Origin of the sequence: Neorhodopirellula pilleata (genome assembly GCF_007859915.1) — a bacterium.
GTDB classification, from domain to species: Bacteria; Planctomycetota; Planctomycetia; order Pirellulales; family Pirellulaceae; genus Rhodopirellula; species Rhodopirellula pilleata.
Genome location: NZ_SJPM01000005.1, coordinates 367,222 through 384,070 on the forward strand (window position 1 = coordinate 367,222; position 16,849 = coordinate 384,070).

21 protein-coding genes are annotated in these 16,849 nt (G+C 54.4%); 1 reads left to right on the forward strand and 20 read right to left on the reverse strand.

The window, feature by feature from the left end:
• Positions 1-204 precede the first annotated feature (204 nt).
• The 20 genes from Pla100_RS30790 to Pla100_RS32425 all read right to left on the reverse strand — a co-directional run bounded on the left by Pla100_RS30790 (position 205) and on the right by Pla100_RS32425 (position 15,549).
• Positions 205-546 carry a hypothetical protein gene (locus tag Pla100_RS30790; protein ID WP_197167935.1) on the reverse strand — a complete coding sequence of 114 codons (342 nt, stop codon included), beginning with the start codon at positions 544-546 and terminating at the stop codon, positions 205-207.
• A gap of 262 nt (positions 547-808) precedes the next feature.
• Entirely contained in the window at positions 809-1,354 is a 546-nt protein-coding gene (locus Pla100_RS14175; protein WP_146578353.1) for a hypothetical protein, read from the reverse strand.
• Positions 1,355-1,463: 109 nt separating this feature from the next.
• Entirely contained in the window at positions 1,464-1,793 is a 330-nt protein-coding gene (locus tag Pla100_RS14180; protein WP_146578354.1) for a hypothetical protein, read from the reverse strand.
• 82 nt (positions 1,794-1,875) lie between these two features.
• The gene (locus Pla100_RS14185; protein ID WP_146578355.1) at positions 1,876-2,271 is read right to left on the reverse strand and encodes a hypothetical protein; all 396 of its coding nucleotides are present in this window, start codon (positions 2,269-2,271) and stop codon (positions 1,876-1,878) included.
• Positions 2,272-2,500: 229 nt separating this feature from the next.
• Positions 2,501-2,818 carry a four helix bundle protein gene (locus tag Pla100_RS14190; protein WP_146578356.1) on the reverse strand — a complete coding sequence of 106 codons (318 nt, stop codon included), beginning with the start codon at positions 2,816-2,818 and terminating at the stop codon, positions 2,501-2,503.
• Positions 2,819-2,988: 170 nt separating this feature from the next.
• Complete coding sequence (locus tag Pla100_RS14195; RefSeq protein ID WP_146578357.1) at positions 2,989-3,327, reverse strand: DUF805 domain-containing protein; 339 nt, start codon at positions 3,325-3,327, stop codon at positions 2,989-2,991.
• A gap of 89 nt (positions 3,328-3,416) precedes the next feature.
• Positions 3,417-3,971 carry a hypothetical protein gene (locus Pla100_RS14200; RefSeq protein WP_146578358.1) on the reverse strand — a complete coding sequence of 185 codons (555 nt, stop codon included), beginning with the start codon at positions 3,969-3,971 and terminating at the stop codon, positions 3,417-3,419.
• A gap of 242 nt (positions 3,972-4,213) precedes the next feature.
• On the reverse strand, positions 4,214-4,447 hold the full coding sequence (locus Pla100_RS14205) for a hypothetical protein (RefSeq protein ID WP_146578359.1): 234 nt from the start codon (positions 4,445-4,447) through the stop codon (positions 4,214-4,216).
• Positions 4,434-4,916 carry a type II toxin-antitoxin system VapC family toxin gene (locus tag Pla100_RS14210; protein WP_146578360.1) on the reverse strand — a complete coding sequence of 161 codons (483 nt, stop codon included), beginning with the start codon at positions 4,914-4,916 and terminating at the stop codon, positions 4,434-4,436. The genes Pla100_RS14205 and Pla100_RS14210 overlap by 14 nt, the downstream gene beginning before the upstream one ends.
• A 497-nt stretch (positions 4,917-5,413) precedes the next feature.
• Positions 5,414-5,752, reverse strand: coding sequence for a DUF805 domain-containing protein (locus tag Pla100_RS14215; RefSeq protein WP_146578361.1), 339 nt, complete (start codon positions 5,750-5,752; stop codon positions 5,414-5,416).
• Between the two features lie 61 nt (positions 5,753-5,813).
• Positions 5,814-6,584, reverse strand: a complete 771-nt coding sequence (locus Pla100_RS14220; protein ID WP_146578362.1) for a thioredoxin family protein — start codon at positions 6,582-6,584, stop codon at positions 5,814-5,816.
• Between the two features lie 12 nt (positions 6,585-6,596).
• Entirely contained in the window at positions 6,597-7,679 is a 1,083-nt protein-coding gene (locus Pla100_RS14225) for an outer membrane lipoprotein-sorting protein (protein WP_146578363.1), read from the reverse strand.
• 157 nt (positions 7,680-7,836) lie between these two features.
• On the reverse strand, positions 7,837-8,295 hold the full coding sequence (locus tag Pla100_RS14230; RefSeq protein ID WP_146578364.1) for a hypothetical protein: 459 nt from the start codon (positions 8,293-8,295) through the stop codon (positions 7,837-7,839).
• An 877-nt stretch (positions 8,296-9,172) separates the two neighbouring features.
• Positions 9,173-10,171 carry a LamG-like jellyroll fold domain-containing protein gene (locus Pla100_RS14235; protein WP_146578365.1) on the reverse strand — a complete coding sequence of 333 codons (999 nt, stop codon included), beginning with the start codon at positions 10,169-10,171 and terminating at the stop codon, positions 9,173-9,175.
• A 1,416-nt stretch (positions 10,172-11,587) separates the two neighbouring features.
• Positions 11,588-12,004: a hypothetical protein gene (locus tag Pla100_RS14240; protein WP_146578366.1), complete on the reverse strand. Its 417-nt coding sequence runs from the start codon at positions 12,002-12,004 to the stop codon at positions 11,588-11,590.
• Positions 12,005-12,121: 117 nt separating this feature from the next.
• Complete coding sequence (locus Pla100_RS14245; RefSeq protein WP_146578367.1) at positions 12,122-12,616, reverse strand: hypothetical protein; 495 nt, start codon at positions 12,614-12,616, stop codon at positions 12,122-12,124.
• A 130-nt stretch (positions 12,617-12,746) separates the two neighbouring features.
• On the reverse strand, positions 12,747-13,139 hold the full coding sequence (locus Pla100_RS14250) for a hypothetical protein (protein WP_146578368.1): 393 nt from the start codon (positions 13,137-13,139) through the stop codon (positions 12,747-12,749).
• A 512-nt stretch (positions 13,140-13,651) separates the two neighbouring features.
• Positions 13,652-14,065, reverse strand: coding sequence for a hypothetical protein (locus tag Pla100_RS14255; protein WP_146578369.1), 414 nt, complete (start codon positions 14,063-14,065; stop codon positions 13,652-13,654).
• Between the two features lie 436 nt (positions 14,066-14,501).
• The gene (locus tag Pla100_RS14260) at positions 14,502-14,918 is read right to left on the reverse strand and encodes a hypothetical protein (protein ID WP_146578370.1); all 417 of its coding nucleotides are present in this window, start codon (positions 14,916-14,918) and stop codon (positions 14,502-14,504) included.
• 82 nt (positions 14,919-15,000) lie between these two features.
• Positions 15,001-15,549, reverse strand: a complete 549-nt coding sequence (locus tag Pla100_RS32425) for a HEAT repeat domain-containing protein (protein WP_146578371.1) — start codon at positions 15,547-15,549, stop codon at positions 15,001-15,003.
• A 416-nt stretch (positions 15,550-15,965) separates the two neighbouring features.
• On the opposite strand from Pla100_RS32425, the gene Pla100_RS14270 reads away from it, so the two are divergent.
• On the forward strand, positions 15,966-16,802 hold the full coding sequence (locus Pla100_RS14270; protein ID WP_231603072.1) for a phage integrase N-terminal SAM-like domain-containing protein: 837 nt from the start codon (positions 15,966-15,968) through the stop codon (positions 16,800-16,802).
• Positions 16,803-16,849: the final 47 nt, after the last annotated feature.

Sequence of the window (16,849 nt, forward strand, 5' to 3'; positions counted from 1 at the left end):
GGTACCACCATCCGCACCGGAGTACCAAGCACGGAAGCAAAAACCATACAGGCGATAGGCTGCGTGGGAAATCCAACCGGGCTTCTTGAACAGAGGACTTGAGCTTCGGCTAGTGGCACTGGCTTCGCGCAGCGACTTACGGACCAGCCAAGAAAAAGATTCGAACTCAAACCACGCCTCGCCGCGAAGTCAAATCCTTATTGGTTACCCGATTGCTCCATCGCGAATCGAGACCCGGCGTGGCCGCCATACGTCCGGAGGATCGTCACAGCAATTGAGTTCGAGCCAGCCATCAGTCTCTCCCAAGAATTCGATGCCGTCAATCGCGACGGGTGTTCGCCAGTGTATAAAACCTGCGGAGTCAAGGCAGATGACATCAGTGTAAGTTGCGATGAACGCGTGCTTGGGATCATGTGCGATGTAGCAAGCAATGCCGAGGTCATCGTAGTATGTCCAGGAATATGCTTGATCAATGCGTAGTAGGTAGACAGCACCGCGTGCAATCCAAATGTGAGCGTTTGCGTACGGCCAAGGAGTGATCGACATAGCGTATCCGTTTCCGGGTTTTGCATTGGCGATCCAACAGTGCGTGTCATCAAGCCAACATCGAAGGACGCAGCCCTCAGATGTTGTGGTTCCGTTTCCATCGTCGAGATTTACGACATTGTCTTGCTTCCGCGGAAGGTAGGGCAGCGGCTCGAGACGCACGTTCATCTCTTTCGGGTAACGACCGGCGTCACCGGGCGGGGAGAGTAAAGCTGTCCATTTCAAATCCGGCCGCAAGCCCCGCTCCGTGTGCACGCCAAAGTTATTCGCCGGACCACGTTTTGAGTAGTAAACGGAGCCGGCGAAACAACCAAACCTCGAAGGAAACGACCAATCCGACCAGTACGGAAACGACCGGAAATGCAAGCAAGGATTCTAAGGCCGCCAGAACGGCGGACAGCAAAAAGAAGGATCCAAAAACTATCGCGCTGGTAACCAAGGAGGCTGCGGGCTGCCAAAAAACGAAGACTGCTAGAACAACCTTTGGGTCATCAATTCGTTGCCGCGCGATCAAGCGCCGACCCATCCACCAGTAAGAAATTGCGAAACCGATGAAGGATGATTCGGTGCGCAGTTCCAACGATCCGTAGTAGCTCGGCAAATCATATATGGTGCAGGCAATGGCAGCGATCACAAGGTAGAGAACAAGTCCGATGCATTCGAATCGAGTTGGCGGCCAAGAGCAAGGTCGCGGTGGATTTAATACAGCCCCAGCAACGAACGAATGGCCCCAAAGAGGCGTGAACAGCAGCAGTGCCCCAGTCAAAACTGCGGTGGCAGCAATTCCAAGAAGTTCAATAGCTTCCAACGTGCTCCTTCAATGGGACGGACTTCAATCGAATAATGTCAGACATCACGGGGGACGGACAGTCAACGATCCATTGTGAGAAGCGCCGCAAGCCGTCCTTCCGTGCATGTCATTGTTCTGCCTCCGGTCTTATCACACGGAACTCACGCCATTCAAGTGTCATCTTATCACCGTCCGACGCATAGTGGATTTCATCGAGCATCGCTGGGTTGCCACCATCCGGAAAGACGGAAATCGCCATCTCGTCAATTGTAGCCGGATACGTGCCGGATTCGTCGTAGTGAGCTGTTGCCGTCCGTTCAGTTTCATCCAGCAGAGCCAATACAGCTGATTTCTTCGCAGATTCAGCGGCAGTAGTCCACGTTTGCCATCCCGTCATTGCAATCGGAAATCCTATTGCGACGAAAAGTACAACGGAAACGACGCGGCTATTTTTCATGTTGGCAGAACGGCAGACATCACGGGGGACGGACGAAGGACTTTCCACTTCAAAAACCGCGAAAGCCGTCCTCCCGTGCATGTCATTGTTCCCCCATTATCTGCTCAGCCCGCAGCCACGCAAGTATGTCGTTCAACGCTTCTGGGGCCGTTGGGTCTTCCACATTTTTCGTCCGCTCGGTGTCGCCCTGGCGTTTCTGGAATATCAGTCGAAAAGTATCCTTTGTCGCGTGGTATTCGATGTAGACCATGGGCACACCAAGCCTGCCGGGATAGGTCTCAGCCGTTGATATGCCGAGCGCGGCGTGGGACGTGCTGGCGTGAATCACCGGTTTTGTATCCATTCTGGAGTAATGAGCAACAACATCGAGCATCCGGTGCTGTTCGAATCCGTGTTGGTCAATTAAGTCACGATAGAACGAAGTCACACGATCCCATCCAGGACTGGATTGCATTTGCGGTGGACGTTCGCGTGTCATTCAATCCTCGCTGGGGGAACGGACGCCGTCACCTGGGACGGACGATTGAGTTTCCATTGGTAACACCTCGCAAGCCGTCCTTAGGTGCACGGCCTGGTTCTGGCTTTCGTTCGTGCTCGTGCTCAGCATCGCGGTGCTCGTGCTCGTAATCGATCAATTCCGCGTAGTCTACCGATGACTCCCCGACCCCGTCAAACTTGATCGCCATCCGAGTCAACATCGAGACCACTCATTTGAGCTTCAGCTTCATGTCACGGCTTGTCTCGATATCCAACCCACCGGACACAACGAGCACATCTTGGATCGCAGCGCATTCAAAGGCTGATCCGCGAGCGATGTCGAAAAAACGAGCACGATCCTTCACGCTTCGCTTGCCGTTGCCCTCAGCGATGTTGAGCGGAATGGATTGCGCCGCGCGAAGCCATTGGTCGCGGGCGTGGCGATGCAAGCCGCTCAGCGTTTTCGAAATCTCGAAAGCTGCGGAAACATACTCGATGGACAGACGGTAAACATCCAGTCGATCGTGGTCGAAGATTGGATCGTTCATCAAAGCTGCCTTTCGATTACGAGCACGAGCACCGTTTCACTGAGCACGAGCACGATGGGGAGCTTCGTGGCCAGAACGGTTGCCGTAACCGAGCGGCGACGAGAAACTGACCACTTCAAAAAACGCAGATTTCGCCGCTTCGGTTCACGGCATGGTTCGACGTGGCGTGCCTAATCCTGCAGCGGGTCTGGACCAAACTGGTTCGGCCCATTCGTTCCCTTCATGCATCCACACTCTATGAATGACCAAATCCCGCCCAGTATCGGAATTGCATTGATCAGGACCCACCAACCTGATTTGTCACGGTCATGCCATCGCTTGATCTGCACAATGATTCCCATCGCTAAAACAGGAAACAGCAAGAAAGAGAGTGCCGTCGTGACTGATTCGGGGATTGATTCAAACTCTGAAAGAAAGCCAACGATCAATAGCAATCCATACACGACGGCATAGAATTTCCAGAAGGTGGATCGAGGAATTCTCCCGTCTGTGGTGAGTAGGTCTTTCATGAAATGTCCTTAGTTCGGCGAACGGCGGCGGTAACCGAGTCGCCGCCAAAAACATTGATCTTAAAAAACACGTCATCGGCGACTTCGGTTCACCGCTTGGTTCTGCCACGATTTGTTGCGGGTAGGAAGTTGCAGTCATGTGTTGACTCAATGTACCGAACACCGCGTTTTAAAGCAGCACGCACGTCTGGTCGAAGATGCACGGCCCACTGGGGAGACGGATCATCACGAGCGAGAGTGTACAAAGACATGGCGTAACCATACATGTCCATGCTCATGTAACCGCGTTTCCCAACCGACCATCCAGACCATTGACCTTCAGTCCAGTTTGATTCGTGGACCACAGAATTGGCTGGAAAAATGCCTAGCCCCATGAAGACCGTTAGCAAGTCAGTCAATTCCTCGTGATCGGGTTCGTCAGGCGAGATCCGGTTCTGACCCAATAGTATGACGTGCCCTATTTCATGGGATAGCGTCCCGATCACGCTCGCTGGGTCATCCAGGGAATAGACCTCAAGCCAAATGTCATGCTTCTCACCAGTTTTTGTGTACAGTCCAGCCGAGCGGCTGTTGACAACGCCTTCGAATTGAGGCGTGCCATCCTCGTAGAAGCCCAAATTGAGCGTCGTAGGATCGACGTCCATTAGTGACGCTACACGACACATTAGGTCATGGATTCCGTCCTCCGTACATTCGTAAGTAAGCGGCAAGAACTCCTCAGTGGGAAGAACAGTTCGCCCAGTCCGCAGACGCTCTAGCCCAAGCTCATCGGTAAGCCAAGAGAATCGTGTCTCAATCCAGCTTTTGGTTGATTCATCGACGGGGCATTTTGGTTTTCCACGAAACCAATCAAGCATGACGTTAGTGTAACCTCTGTGGCAGAACGCTACCGTTCAGCGGGCGGCGAGGAACGATTGTCCACTTCAAAAAAACCAGCTTCGCCGCTCCGTTGCAACGGATGGTTCGCCGCAATTTGAGGTGAGAGATCGACATACGAACGTTCCGAAGAGTCGCGTGCACTACGCAATTCAGCAAAGACACGATGAATGTCGTACCCGGCCTCGGCTCCGAGTCGGTGACGAATCGCCTTGATTTCTTCAATTGGGTTAGGGGTTGTCATAGGATTCCAGTAATTGTTCGGGTGTACAGATCGTCGCAGGAGTAAACCCAGATTCACGGCAGATGTCCCCGATCCGCCGTTGAAGGTGTGGGTTAAGTATATGCTTGAAGTTCCAGGTGACCAAATACGTCAATCCATGCACCGCCGCTAATGCGATGTGGGCGGCGTCACGCGGTTCCGATTCGGGAACGGCCTTGCCGAGCATGAGAGCCTCCGCGAGTAATTCGGCGTCTTCCCGTGGCGTGACGAGTTCAATCCCGGCAACAACCGCCAAACGTTCCGCAGCGGCGATCGGATCGCCTGCACTGCATTCAGCGATTACGAGATCAGAAATCTTCAGATCAAAGCGGACTGAAGCGTCAGCCCACCATTTGCGAGTGGAAAGCTGGCGAGCCAACATGATCGGGTCCGGTTGGTCTCGCGACGCGATCGTGCCGACAACGGTTGTTTCCAAATAAACGGTTTCCATTACGCCATTGTAAGCGATTCAAGCTCCAAGTGCGAATCGCGAGTCTCCGTCGGCGAACGGCGGCGATATGCGGGCGGCGGCGTTTGAAGTGATTGCTACCAGACCGGCGACCATCGCCGCTCCGTCATCATTGCATGGTTACGAGTCACTCATCTTAGCATCGTGCCCACAGGCTTGCCATCAACTTCGACCCGACGGCTTTTGCCGACAGCCGCCACCATTGGTCAGGCGTCGGACCATGCCCCGCAGGGCAGGCGTCGGTTTGTGCCCCGCAGGGCAGTCCTGAACCGTGCCCCGCAGGGCCGGCGTTGAACATGCCCCGCAAGGCGACACCGGACGATGCCCCGCAGGGCAGCCTGGCAGTCTGCATTACTCAGCGTTGACACATTTCTCATGCTCGTAACGGTTGCCGTAACCGAGCGGCGACGAGAAACTGACCACTTCAAAAAACGCAGATTTCGCCGCTTCGGTTCACGGCATGGTTCGACGTGGCGTGCCTAATCCTGCAGCGGGTCTGGACCAAACTGGTTCGGCCCATTCGTTCCCTTCATGCATCCACACTCTATGAATGACCAAATCCCGCCCAGTATCGGAATTGCATTGATCAGGACCCACCAACCTGATTTGTCACGGTCATGCCATCGCTTGATCTGCACAATGATTCCCATCGCTAAAACAGGAAACAGCAAGAAAGAGAGTGCCGTCGTGACTGATTCGGGGATTGATTCAAACTCTGAAAGAACGCCAACGATCAATAGCAATCCATACACGACGGCATAGAATTTCCAGAAGGTGGATCGAGGAATTCTCTTGTCTGTGGTGAGTAGGTCTTTCATGAAATGTCCTTAGTTCGTCGAACGACCGCCGTAACCGGGCGGCGACGAAAGGTTGTCCATTTCAAATCCGCCCGACTTCGCCGCTCCGGTTCACGGCATGGTTATCGGGCTTTGTTTCTGCGAGCCAAGTGGCGATGTCATTGATGATAGCAGCTGGTTCACAAACGCCAACAAGTACGCGGTCAACGTCTCCGTTGGAATAGAACGCGAGTGACGGCACTTTGACGATGCCCGCCTCGCGACAGACGTCGTGCAACTGCGGGACGTCGATGTCAAGCGAACGGAATTCAACGTTGTCATCGAATTGTTCGATTGCGGGTCGGAGATTCGCGTCCATGTTCCTGTCGTGTGCGTCCCATTTCGCCCAAAAATGAACAATTAGCTTTGGGAGTCGCAGATCGTCACGTACGAAGCGAGTAGTCGCCGGCTGCCAGTGGCGTTTGTCATGTTCGCGGTGGTATGCCACATACATCGTGTCCGTAAAATAGGATTGCCAGTCAGTCGAGTATTGATCAACGAACAAGGAAAACGGCGGCCACTCAGGGTCGGTCAGCGACATGATTGTCAGCATCGCGTTGTCGCCATCGTAGACGCCGGATTGCAGGAATTGATCGAAGCGGTCAGCGTTTGCGAAGACAGGAGCAAGCCGAGGCAACTGCGACACGTAGCGATCGTGCTTCGTGCAAAAGGCACGCCACTGGTCGGTCTGGTTTTTCGATTTGCGAAACGACATGTGGCTGAGCTCTTGCCCGATAACGTCGGCCGTCACCGGGGACGGCAGTTTGATGTTCCATTTGTAAACGCTCGATGCCGTCCTCCGTGTGCACGGCATTGTTATCCGATACTAGGGCGTTGGCTCAAGGTTGGTATCGCGCTCAGATACCCGTGACCGTAGGTCCGCGACTTCCTTCTCGAGCGCCGAAACTCTCGCAAGCAAACGAGTTAAAAACCCCTTGAATTTCTTGTCATCCAAATCCTCAAGTTGAGGCGGAATGGCAAGGTCCTCAGAATCAAGCATTTTTGCTCCATCCGCTTCGTAAGCGAAATCCGAATCTCCGGCGTCTATTGAAGTCCTTCGGCGAGCTTCCGGATTTAACGATCGAAGCTGAAAGGCATCAGAACTTACTTCTTTATTAAACTCAGCTTCCTCAACGGTCAAAACATGCTGATGCCTAACGGCACCTGAGATACGATCTTCGGACACCACCTTGGACGGATACCAAATGCCGCTGCCGTAATCACGGTACTTAGCCTTCAAGTAATGCCCGTTCCCATCAGAGGCAAATTCTGCCGCAACAATTGAATGACCGAACTCGGGAGCAAGCCATACGCGGAATACTCGACCATGCTGGTTAGCGGACTCGCTTTTTAATACGCTAGTGAGCAAGATCGCATCGATACCATCTACTACACTAACGGAAACCTGGCACTCCGCTTTATCCTCATCGAAAAACTGAAGAAACGAGTCGAGCCCGTTTCTACCCATTGAAGATGCGCCCCCAAAACACATCCCCAGTGACCTAGGATCAAACGCAAATCGCCGAGAACCGGGTTCATGACTTGAGTCCACAAGCTCGACGGAAGGACGGATGCCTAGGTGTGCACCCGTATCGTGTATGTAGTGCTCATCATTCAGCACAAAATGATTAGGACCACCCCACTTTGTGGATCCCATAAGTCGCGACTTCCGAGCAACTTTACGCTGATTTCCGTCGAAGGTAACCGTAAATAGGAATTCAGCGTTTTGTACATCGTGCATGCTCTGCTCAAGGATAACGACGCGACCGCTACTCATCTTGGTAGTACGGTAGTCAATCGCACGTCGTAAAAGCTGCACGCATTCTGTGTCATCGGCATCAGAGCTTCGTGATATCCCAAGACCAGCGGCAAGAATTAGGATCGTGTAAATTGCTCGGATCATGTTCATCAGCCTACGTTCAGGAGAAGATCAACGGTGTTCAATTGTGCCTGCATCAAATGCTACGGGTGAGTCAGCATCTCAGTCGGATAACGTCAGACATCACGGGGGACGGACGAAAGACTCTCCATTTCAACCAAACGCGCAAGCCGTGCTCCCGTGCATGTCATGGTTCCCCCCGATTTCCGCCGATACCTCGCACGACGTTGAGCGCTCTTTTAATCCACGGATGTGTCGGTTCGGGAGTATCGAATATACCACCCTCGTATACAGCCAATCCAGAGTGCAATTGGCTGAGAGTGTCAAAAACATGTTCGATAGCAGATTCGTCCGAGTAGCTGACAACTTGCATTGTCACCATGCAAGTCCCGGCGTTCAGTCTCGCGACCAGCCCATCATGGTCACGTCGCTGTGTCGCGAAGCCAATGAGAAGATCAATGTCGTCGTCGAAAATATCTGACCCACGCTCCGTGACGTCAATTTGAAGAGCGCAATCGTGGTCACCGCGCACTAACGCCTCACCGTCAAAGCGGTATGCGTCGTCGATGGACCGAAGGGCTATTTCCAACTCGGGAAGCGAGATGGTTGCCGCATCATCCAGTACGTAGCGGTGGTAGGTTGTCATTCAAGTGTGTGGGGGGAACGGGTGCGTTGACCGGGCCGCCGCCAACGAACATTGACTTCAGGAAAGACGCTATCGGCGGCTCCGTGTCCAACGCTTGGTTCCGCCTTCTTATATTGAAAGTTGAGGCGAGTGCGTAAATTAGCCTGATGACGAAGTTGGACCATTTCAAGCATCCATCTTTGGATCAAGGGTTCCTGGAAAGTACTCAACTGTCTCAAAGACCCCAACCACGCGGGCCCCGTCAATCAGCACCAAGCCCCTCTCGCAGCCATTGTCATATGTCCACAACTCGTGCTCAGCGCCACAGTTCTCATCATACCAAGCAAGCAAGTCTTCATTTGCGTCTTCGAACCAACCTTTCGGCAATTCGTTCGCGTTGGGTATCCTCCTACGCATAGCAGCTTCGATCGTGAGCCGAGTTACTCGACAACGGATTAGGTCTGATTGCCAATCGGAATCAGGTGTGATCTTGCGTTTATTCAACCAATTCATTCACTAGTATGCGATGCTGTTATGGCGGAACGGAAGCGATATGCGGGCGGCGGCGTTTGAAGCGATTGCTACCAGACCGGCGACCATCGCCGCTCCGTCATCATTGCATGGTTACGAGTCAAACATCTTAGCATCGTGCCCACAGGCTTGCCATCAACTTCGACCCGACGGCTTGAGCCGACAGCCGCCACCATTGGTCAGGCGTCGGACAATGCCCCGCAGGGCAGACGTCGGTTTGTGCCCCGCAGGGCAGTCCTGAACCGTGCCCCGCAGGGCCGGCGTTGAACATGCCCCGCAGGGCGACACTGGACGATGCCCCGCAGGGCAGCCTGGCAGTCCGCGTTACTCAGCGTTGACACATTCCTCGTGCTCGTAACGGTAGGGTTCAGCGGGCCGGGACGAATGATTGACCATTGCCAAAACGCTTGCAATCCCGGCGCCGTTGCAACCCATGGTTATTTGCTGCCTTTCGTCGTCGCGAAAATGACAAAAACGCCACGCCAGCAGAGCCAATCAGCAATAGGGAGGATGGCTCTGGAACGGCAGTTAGCTGTCCAACCGATGCGGTTTGCAATTGCGAGATTTCTGCGACTGTAAGGACACGATCCCACACAGCAAAATCGTCTATTGTGCCTGAAAGAAACCACTGCCCGCCCTCGCTACCAAAGTATGAGGGTCCACCAGTGAAAACATTGCCAGTTAGCGGACCTGGAGTAAAGTCCGATCCGATGTGCTGATCTGCCAACGCTCCGTTGAGGTAGATCGAAGCCTGATTGTTCGTGCCATCGTAAACCCCAAGCACGTGAACCCAATTCGCAGTGGACAATTGGGACTGAGCAATTCCTGGACGTGCAGCGTCACTTTCTTGATCGACGATTTTGAATCGCAGTTCTTGGTTGTCCCGGTCTGAATACAATACAAACGTATCAGGTGCCGAGTCAAAGATAGCTTCAAATGGGGTTGGCAATGATGATGGAAGACGATTCAGGCGGACCCACCCTCCAACGCTCAGCTGGTTGCCGGCAGCGTTGATTCCACCAAGCGACACCTGATCGTTAATGCCGTCGAACGAAAGGGCGTTTCCGAACTTCCCCGACACCCAAGTCGGGACCGTGAATCCTTGGAGTGTTCCGCTATTTGTGCCAACATTGTCATCTAACGTGAATCCGGCGGAGTGGTCGAAGTCCCAATAGTGTGTCAATCCGGTGATTAGGTCCGCACGGACATTCGACACCGAGCTAAGAACTAGGGTGGCGGCGCCGATGATTACAATCGTTCTAAACATTCTTAGGCTACGTTGTGAAGATATAGTGGGATTGGCAAATAACGGCGGCGATATGCGGGCGGCGGCGTTTGAAGTGATTGCTACCAGACCGGCGACCATCGCCGCTCCGTCATCATTGCATGGTTACGAGTCGAACATCTTAGCATCGTGCCCACCGGCTTGCCATCAACTTCGACCCGACGGCTTGAGCCGACTGCCGCCACCATTGGTCAGGCGTCGGACCATGCCCCGCAGGGCAGGCGTCGGACTATGCCCCGCAGGGCAGGCGTCGGACTATGCCCCGCAGGGCAGTCCTGAACTGTGCCCCGCAGGGCCGGCGTTGAACATGCCCCGCAGGGCGACACTGGACGATGCCCCGCAGGGCAGCCTGGCAGTCCGCGTTACTCAGCGTTGACACATTCCTCGTGCTCGTAACGTCGGCCGTCACCTGGGACGGACGATTGATTTTCTATTCGTGAAACCTCGCAAGCCGTCCTCAGGTGCACGGCTTGGTTACCCATTTCGTGAACGAGTGCTAGTTTCCGACACAACCTCGATCCCGCAGAATCTCGAAAAGTCGGCGACGAGATCATTGATGCGTTGATGCGATCCGTGGTGCAATAGTCGTCGCGCGAGCCCGTCGCCGCGAGATACCAATAGGTTCAGTTGTGACTCAGTGTAGTCACGTATCACCTGTAACCCAAGGACATCCCTACGGTCAAAAGTCTCGGTTGAGTCAGAACATCGGTATACAATTCTGTCATTAGCCGGTTCGTATCGTACTCCAAGCTTCGTAGCGCGAAAGCGCGTCCAGGCGGTTGCCCGCCAAATTCCAATTAAGAAAAGTATCGACGATGCGACTGCCGCGATCCAACGCATTTGGATGTCTCGTTGCTCGCCGGGCATTGGGACGATGCTATAGATGAAGATGCACGGAATGATTGATGCCAACGGAATCGAAGCCGCGAGAATGAGGCGTCGTATATTGGGGCGAAGCACGTATGCGGTACCATCAGTCGTTGGTTGGAGGCGAAGATATGTGCCGATGCTCAGGCCTGGGTGATCGAGCAGTTCGGCGTCGGGTTCCATATCTTCAGTGGGGTAACGGGAGCGATATGCGGGCGGCGGCGTTTGAAGCGATTGCTACCAAACCGGCGACCATCGCCGCTCCGTCATCATTGCATGGTTACGAGTCAATCATCTTAGCATCGTGCCCACCGGCTTGCCATCAACTTCGACCCGACGGCTTGAGCCGACAGCGGCCACCATTGGTCAGGCGTCGGACAATGCCCCGCAGGGCAGGCGTCGGTTTGTGCACCGCAGGGCAGTCCTGAACTGTGCCCCGCAGGGCCTGCGTTGAACATGCCCCGCAGGGCGACACTGGACGATGCCCCGCGGAGCAGCCTGGCAGTCTGCGTTACTCAGCGTTGCCACATTCCTCGTGCTCGTAACGACCAAAATCACCCGGTTGCCGCCAAGTGACTTCGACTTCAGGAAACGCGCGATCGGCAACTCGGGTGCATTTTTTGGTTCGGCTCACTTATCGGTAGCTTTTGCCGTTGCGGGATCGGACGCTTTGAGATGACCGTTAGCTGCCTCGATGCGTCTTCTAATGTTATCGTGGACAAAGCTTGGCTTCTCCCCTTCGAGAAACACTAATTCAAGTGCGGAGTTTTTCGATATTTCGGTGATCAGTGGTAAGTATTCCGCGAGGGGAACATCACGCACAACCAAGCCAACCTTGACGATACTACCCCATCCCTCGGCATTGCGCAGGATGGGAACCGTGTCCTTGACCGTGCCGTTGGCTTTGTTCTCCTCTTGGACATCGGAAAAGATGGAAACTCGGGTTTGTGCTTGGTTGTCCTTCGTGACCAACACACCGATAGCGCGCAGCTCAGCTTGGCTCGTTGCGGGGAAGGCTAGGCAGATCAATAGGGTCAACATGCGCATGTCTACGTTCCATATTTTCGAGCCGAACGGCAGCGTTGACCGGGCCGCCGCCGATCAACGTTGACTTCAGGAACGACGCGACCGGCGGCTCCGCGTCCAACGCTTTGTTATCGCATTTTAACCTAAGGGCACCACCATCCGATTGAGTTCGTGTCGTGTTGATGGCAACCCATGTTCAATCAAGCGGTCTCGCAGTGTCATATCCGATGTCCAAATTGTCTCCGCGGCGGCAAGTCGCTTCAAGACCTCCATTTGCATTTGAGTTACCGTATTCCGCTTGATCGGTTCTCCATTTGTTCTCGGAAATGTCATTGCAAGTGCCGCATGCATTGCCTCGTAGAACTGCTGGTCGCGTTCAAATGTCACTAAGAGAGGTTCAAGCGTTGGATTTCGGTTCCGAATCGTCAGATTCGCGAGTGATTCCGCGACATCCTGTTGAAGGTCTCGCCCCTCTGCGAGGCGTGCGTATTCACGCGATACACCGTTGTCATCTTCGCGCAAACATAAAAGCAACGCGCCACTCAAGATCCACAGATCGTCTTCGGTGATCAAGTCGGGATGGTCGCTTGCTTTTCGGATTCGCGGTTCGATATCCTGAACAGTCGGCAACATGGGCATTCTGAAGCGATAACGCTAGCCGTAACCGGGTCGCGTCGTGAGAGTTTGCCATTACCAAAACGCGTGACACGCGACTCCGGTTCACGGCATTGTTATTCGCAGTCTTGGATCAAGCGCATTCACATCATGTAAAGACGAGGCTTCGTACAATTTGCTCGCAGTCTCGAACCTCGCCGGTTCCGTGATCGCTCGCGCAAGTGTACGTGACAAACGCGAAATTCATGCCATCCGAGACAACCCAAATTCTCACATAGTCGCCATCAGTGTAACACGTTCCCGCCGCCAATACCGGTGGCCCAAACTCAGTTTCAGTTTGCGTTACCTCGCCAAGGTCGGTGTCTCGTGCGAACCCGCTAATCATCGTCAATAAGTCATCGGGACTTGGGTTCGGTGTCTGGCCCGAGCGGTACAGCATAATCGAAAACTGCAAAGCTCCGACTCCGTCTGGTCGAGCGAGGGTGATCGGGACTTCGTCACCGGCGAGGTCGGCAGTGACATCATCCCAATAAAATGGCACAGTCAATTTGAAGTCGCGAAAGTCCATCGGTCTCGGGGATGCACTTCAATCGAATAACGGTTGCGATATGCGGGCGGCGGCGTTTGAAGTGATTTCTACCAAACCGGCGACCATCGCCGCTCCGTCATCATTGCATGGTTACGAGTCAATCATCTTAGCATCGTGCCCACAGGCTTGCCATCAACTTCGACCCGACGGTTTGAGCCGACAGCCGCCACCATTGGTCAGGCGTCGGACAATGCCCCGCAGGGCAGGCGTCGGTTTGTGCCCCGCAGGGCAGTCCTGAACTGTGCCCCGCAGGGCCGGCATTGAACATGCCCCGCAGGGCGACACTGGACGATGCCCCGCAGGGCAGCCTGGCAGTCCGCGTAACTCAGCGTTGACACATTCCTCGTGCTCGTAACGTCACGCGTCACCGGGTACGCGCGGAAGATTCTCAATTTCAAAACCGCCTGACTCGCGTACTCCGGTGCACGCGATTGTTCCCCGCAGATTGCGATGTGCCGTCAAAGTTAGTCAAATGCACATTGTGGATTCATTTCAGCCGGGCTACGCCAATCGATTTGGTGATCGGATTCTAGCTCTTGTTTGGCATCGTGCCAAATGCGATGACACAGACCGCGACCGGAGGATAGAAAGTCCGCCATGTCTGGTGACGTCTTTCGCAAGTCATCCATCCGCTGTTCATGTTCCCGACGAACGCGCACTGCGACAGATTTCAATACAGAGCTAATGATTGGCCCCGCGATGGGATCTTGTTCAATTGGGTCGCGAAGCATTCCAGAATCGTCTTGTTCCGCTGTGGCGACCATTGTGATTTGCTGATCGGGCGGAAACTGCGACAACGCTTCCCGCGCAGCAAGCAGTGGCATCCCGGTTGCCCGTCGTAGTCGTGCGATCAATTCTGTTGCGACTGTGTTGTTCACGATCCTTCAGTCGGGGAACGGCGGCGATATGCGGGCGGCGGCGTTTGAAGTGATTGCTACCAAACCGGCGACCATCGCCGCTCCGTCATCATTGCATGGTTACGAGTCAATTATCTTAGCATCGTGCCCACAGGCTTGCCATCAACTTCGGCCCGACGGCTTGAGCCGACTGCCGCCACCATTGGTCAGGCGTCGGACCATGCCCCGCAGGGCAGGCGTCGGACTATGCCCCGCAGGGCAGTCCTGAACTGTGCCCCGCAGGGCCGGCGTTGAACATGCCCCGCAGGGCGACACTGGACGATGCCCCGCAGGGCAGCCTGGCAGTCCGCGTTACTCAGCGTTGACACATTCCTCGTGCTCGTAACGGTAGACATCACGGAGGACGGACGATTGACTTTCCATTTCATTGAACACGCAAGCCGTCCTTCCGTGCATGTCATGGTTCCTCACTCTTCAATTGTACGCGATGCAAGTGTTCCTGACACAGAAAGTTCTCGATACAATCCCGATATAGTCGTTCGTCGTAGTCGGAAGGCCCAGAAATAGCGGTATAGATGATCTCGCGATCGTCGTCAGGTCGAAGCCAATCAGATTGTTCGTAGTGCAAATTAAGCGTGTATCCTGAGTTGCTACCGGAAAGCTCGACCTCGAAGTCATCGCCTTCAAGCGGATCGACAATGTACGTGGCAGGCATGTCGATGGACGGCCGGTCACCCAACCACGGTCGTTGTACTGGCTGACCGTCGCGAAAGTACGAAACCAGGAATTTGTGCTTGTGCAGTTTGACGACCTTGATCTCGGTGCCGACTCCGTCGCTCCAGTGTCCTACGTACCGATCTTCCCAGTCATTCATTGATATGTAGAAGTCAAAAATTTAAGTTGAGGAACGGTACGGATCACGTGGTCGCCGCGAACGACTCTCCACTTCAATAAACTCAACTCGGCGACTCACGTGCATCCGATGGTTCCCCGCCGTTTTCGATCAGTTCGATGGCCGTCAACGCGGCGGTTACAGTGCCGGGAGAATGGGTCTGCTGAAATCGTGAACCCGCAATTTTACGGAGTTGGGGCAGCGCAGACAACGGACGTAGCCGTTTCATTGCGGTTACGGCGACACCCTTCACGAGACTTGAACGATCTCGTAACGCGTTCACAAGAACATCGGTAGATTCCGGTGTGTCACATTTCGCTAAAGCTTCTGACGCGGCCCACCGTGCGTATTTGTCAGGGTCAGCGATTCCGCGGGACATGACGGTGATTGCATCAGATGAAGTGACGCCAATTAGGGACCAAAGCACAGGAAAGCGTGGGAAGTCAACGTTGTCGAACGATTCCACTATCGCGTCGAGGTGGGTCACGACCAATGGTCTAAGTTCGCCGAGCAACTCGTGGTAATGGTCACGCGACGTCGCAGTTCCGAGTGAATTAAGTGCATCGTCAAGTTCAGCGATGCCAGTAAAACGTTGCGGCTTGCTTGTCATCATGGATCTTCGCAAGTCGGGGAACGAGGTAATTATCCCCGGTTGTTCCGGAGATAAGGGCGTGAGAAGGGTGTTATCACTGGGTGTGCCTTCGGCTTCCTGGGTGACAGGTGGGGTGTTATCGCCGGTTGCATGAGGACTTATCTCCGGGTGGCCGGACTTATCGCCGGGTCGGTCGGGAGGCCAGTATGTGGCCTCCCCGATGGTGGGTCAAGGAATTTTTTCGAAAAACATTTTGGTGTTGGGTTGACCTTCTTTAGGGTGGTGCGAAGAATCGACCCCGTAGTGCGGCGATCCGTCGGAAACACGGCAGAAACCTCGCTTCCTAGAGCCTTTCACATGGAAGTCTCTGGAAGTGTGCTTGATAGTGTGTTCGACGCGGTGAGGCGGGTCGCTGGAGAGGGACGTGGTTGTCGTTGATGATCACGGATGACGGGATGGAGTCGATTGTGCACGGACGGTTCGGCGAAGGCGTTTTGCCGAATCGGATCACAGCGGAGGGTCGTTCGATGACACAAACGGATCGTGCTGATGGGAGTTGGCACCAAGCTCAGGAAAAGTGGTCGAAGATTTGGTTTACGAACTTGTGTCGTTTTCACAGTCGCAAGCCGCAACCGACGTGGGAGTTTACTCCCGAAGATGCGATCGCGTTCTTGCAAGATCATCTGCGGCGTAAGACGCCAGCTTGGAAACGACTGAGGATCATTGACTCGTTGATGTACTACCGCCGCCATGTGCAGGCTGGCCCAATTGATGATTTCAAGTTCATCCACACGAAGCTAGAAGCGTTGGCGAGGGCGGAAAAGATCAAGCAGATGTGCCAAGGCGAGATGGATGTGATTGAAGACGTCGTCGGGCATATTGATCCGAAAGAACCGGACGTGATTCAGAACCTTCGTCGGGCCATTCGGGGCCGACACGACAAGCTGGAGACCGAGCGGGCGTATGTCTACAACGTGCGGGCGTTCATGCGAGAGCGAGGACTGAAGTGTCAAGCGGATTTCGACAAGATCACTGCCGCTGATATCGAGGCTCACCTGACGGATATGGCCGTCGATGGCGATGTTGCCGTCTCGACTCAGAACCGAGCCTTTTACGCTCTGTTGTACCGTCCTGGACGCGGTGGCGGTTCGGGCTGGGTGTGTTCGGCTGGGGGCTTGATGAGCCGGTCGAACGAAGAACTATCTTGCCGATCAACGCGAGGAGCTTGGGGCGTTTTTCTAAGCACGTCGGCTGATATTTTTCCAATTAACTGAATTAGCCATTTGTGCACTAGCCCCGGTTAAGCGGGAACCGTGGCTAT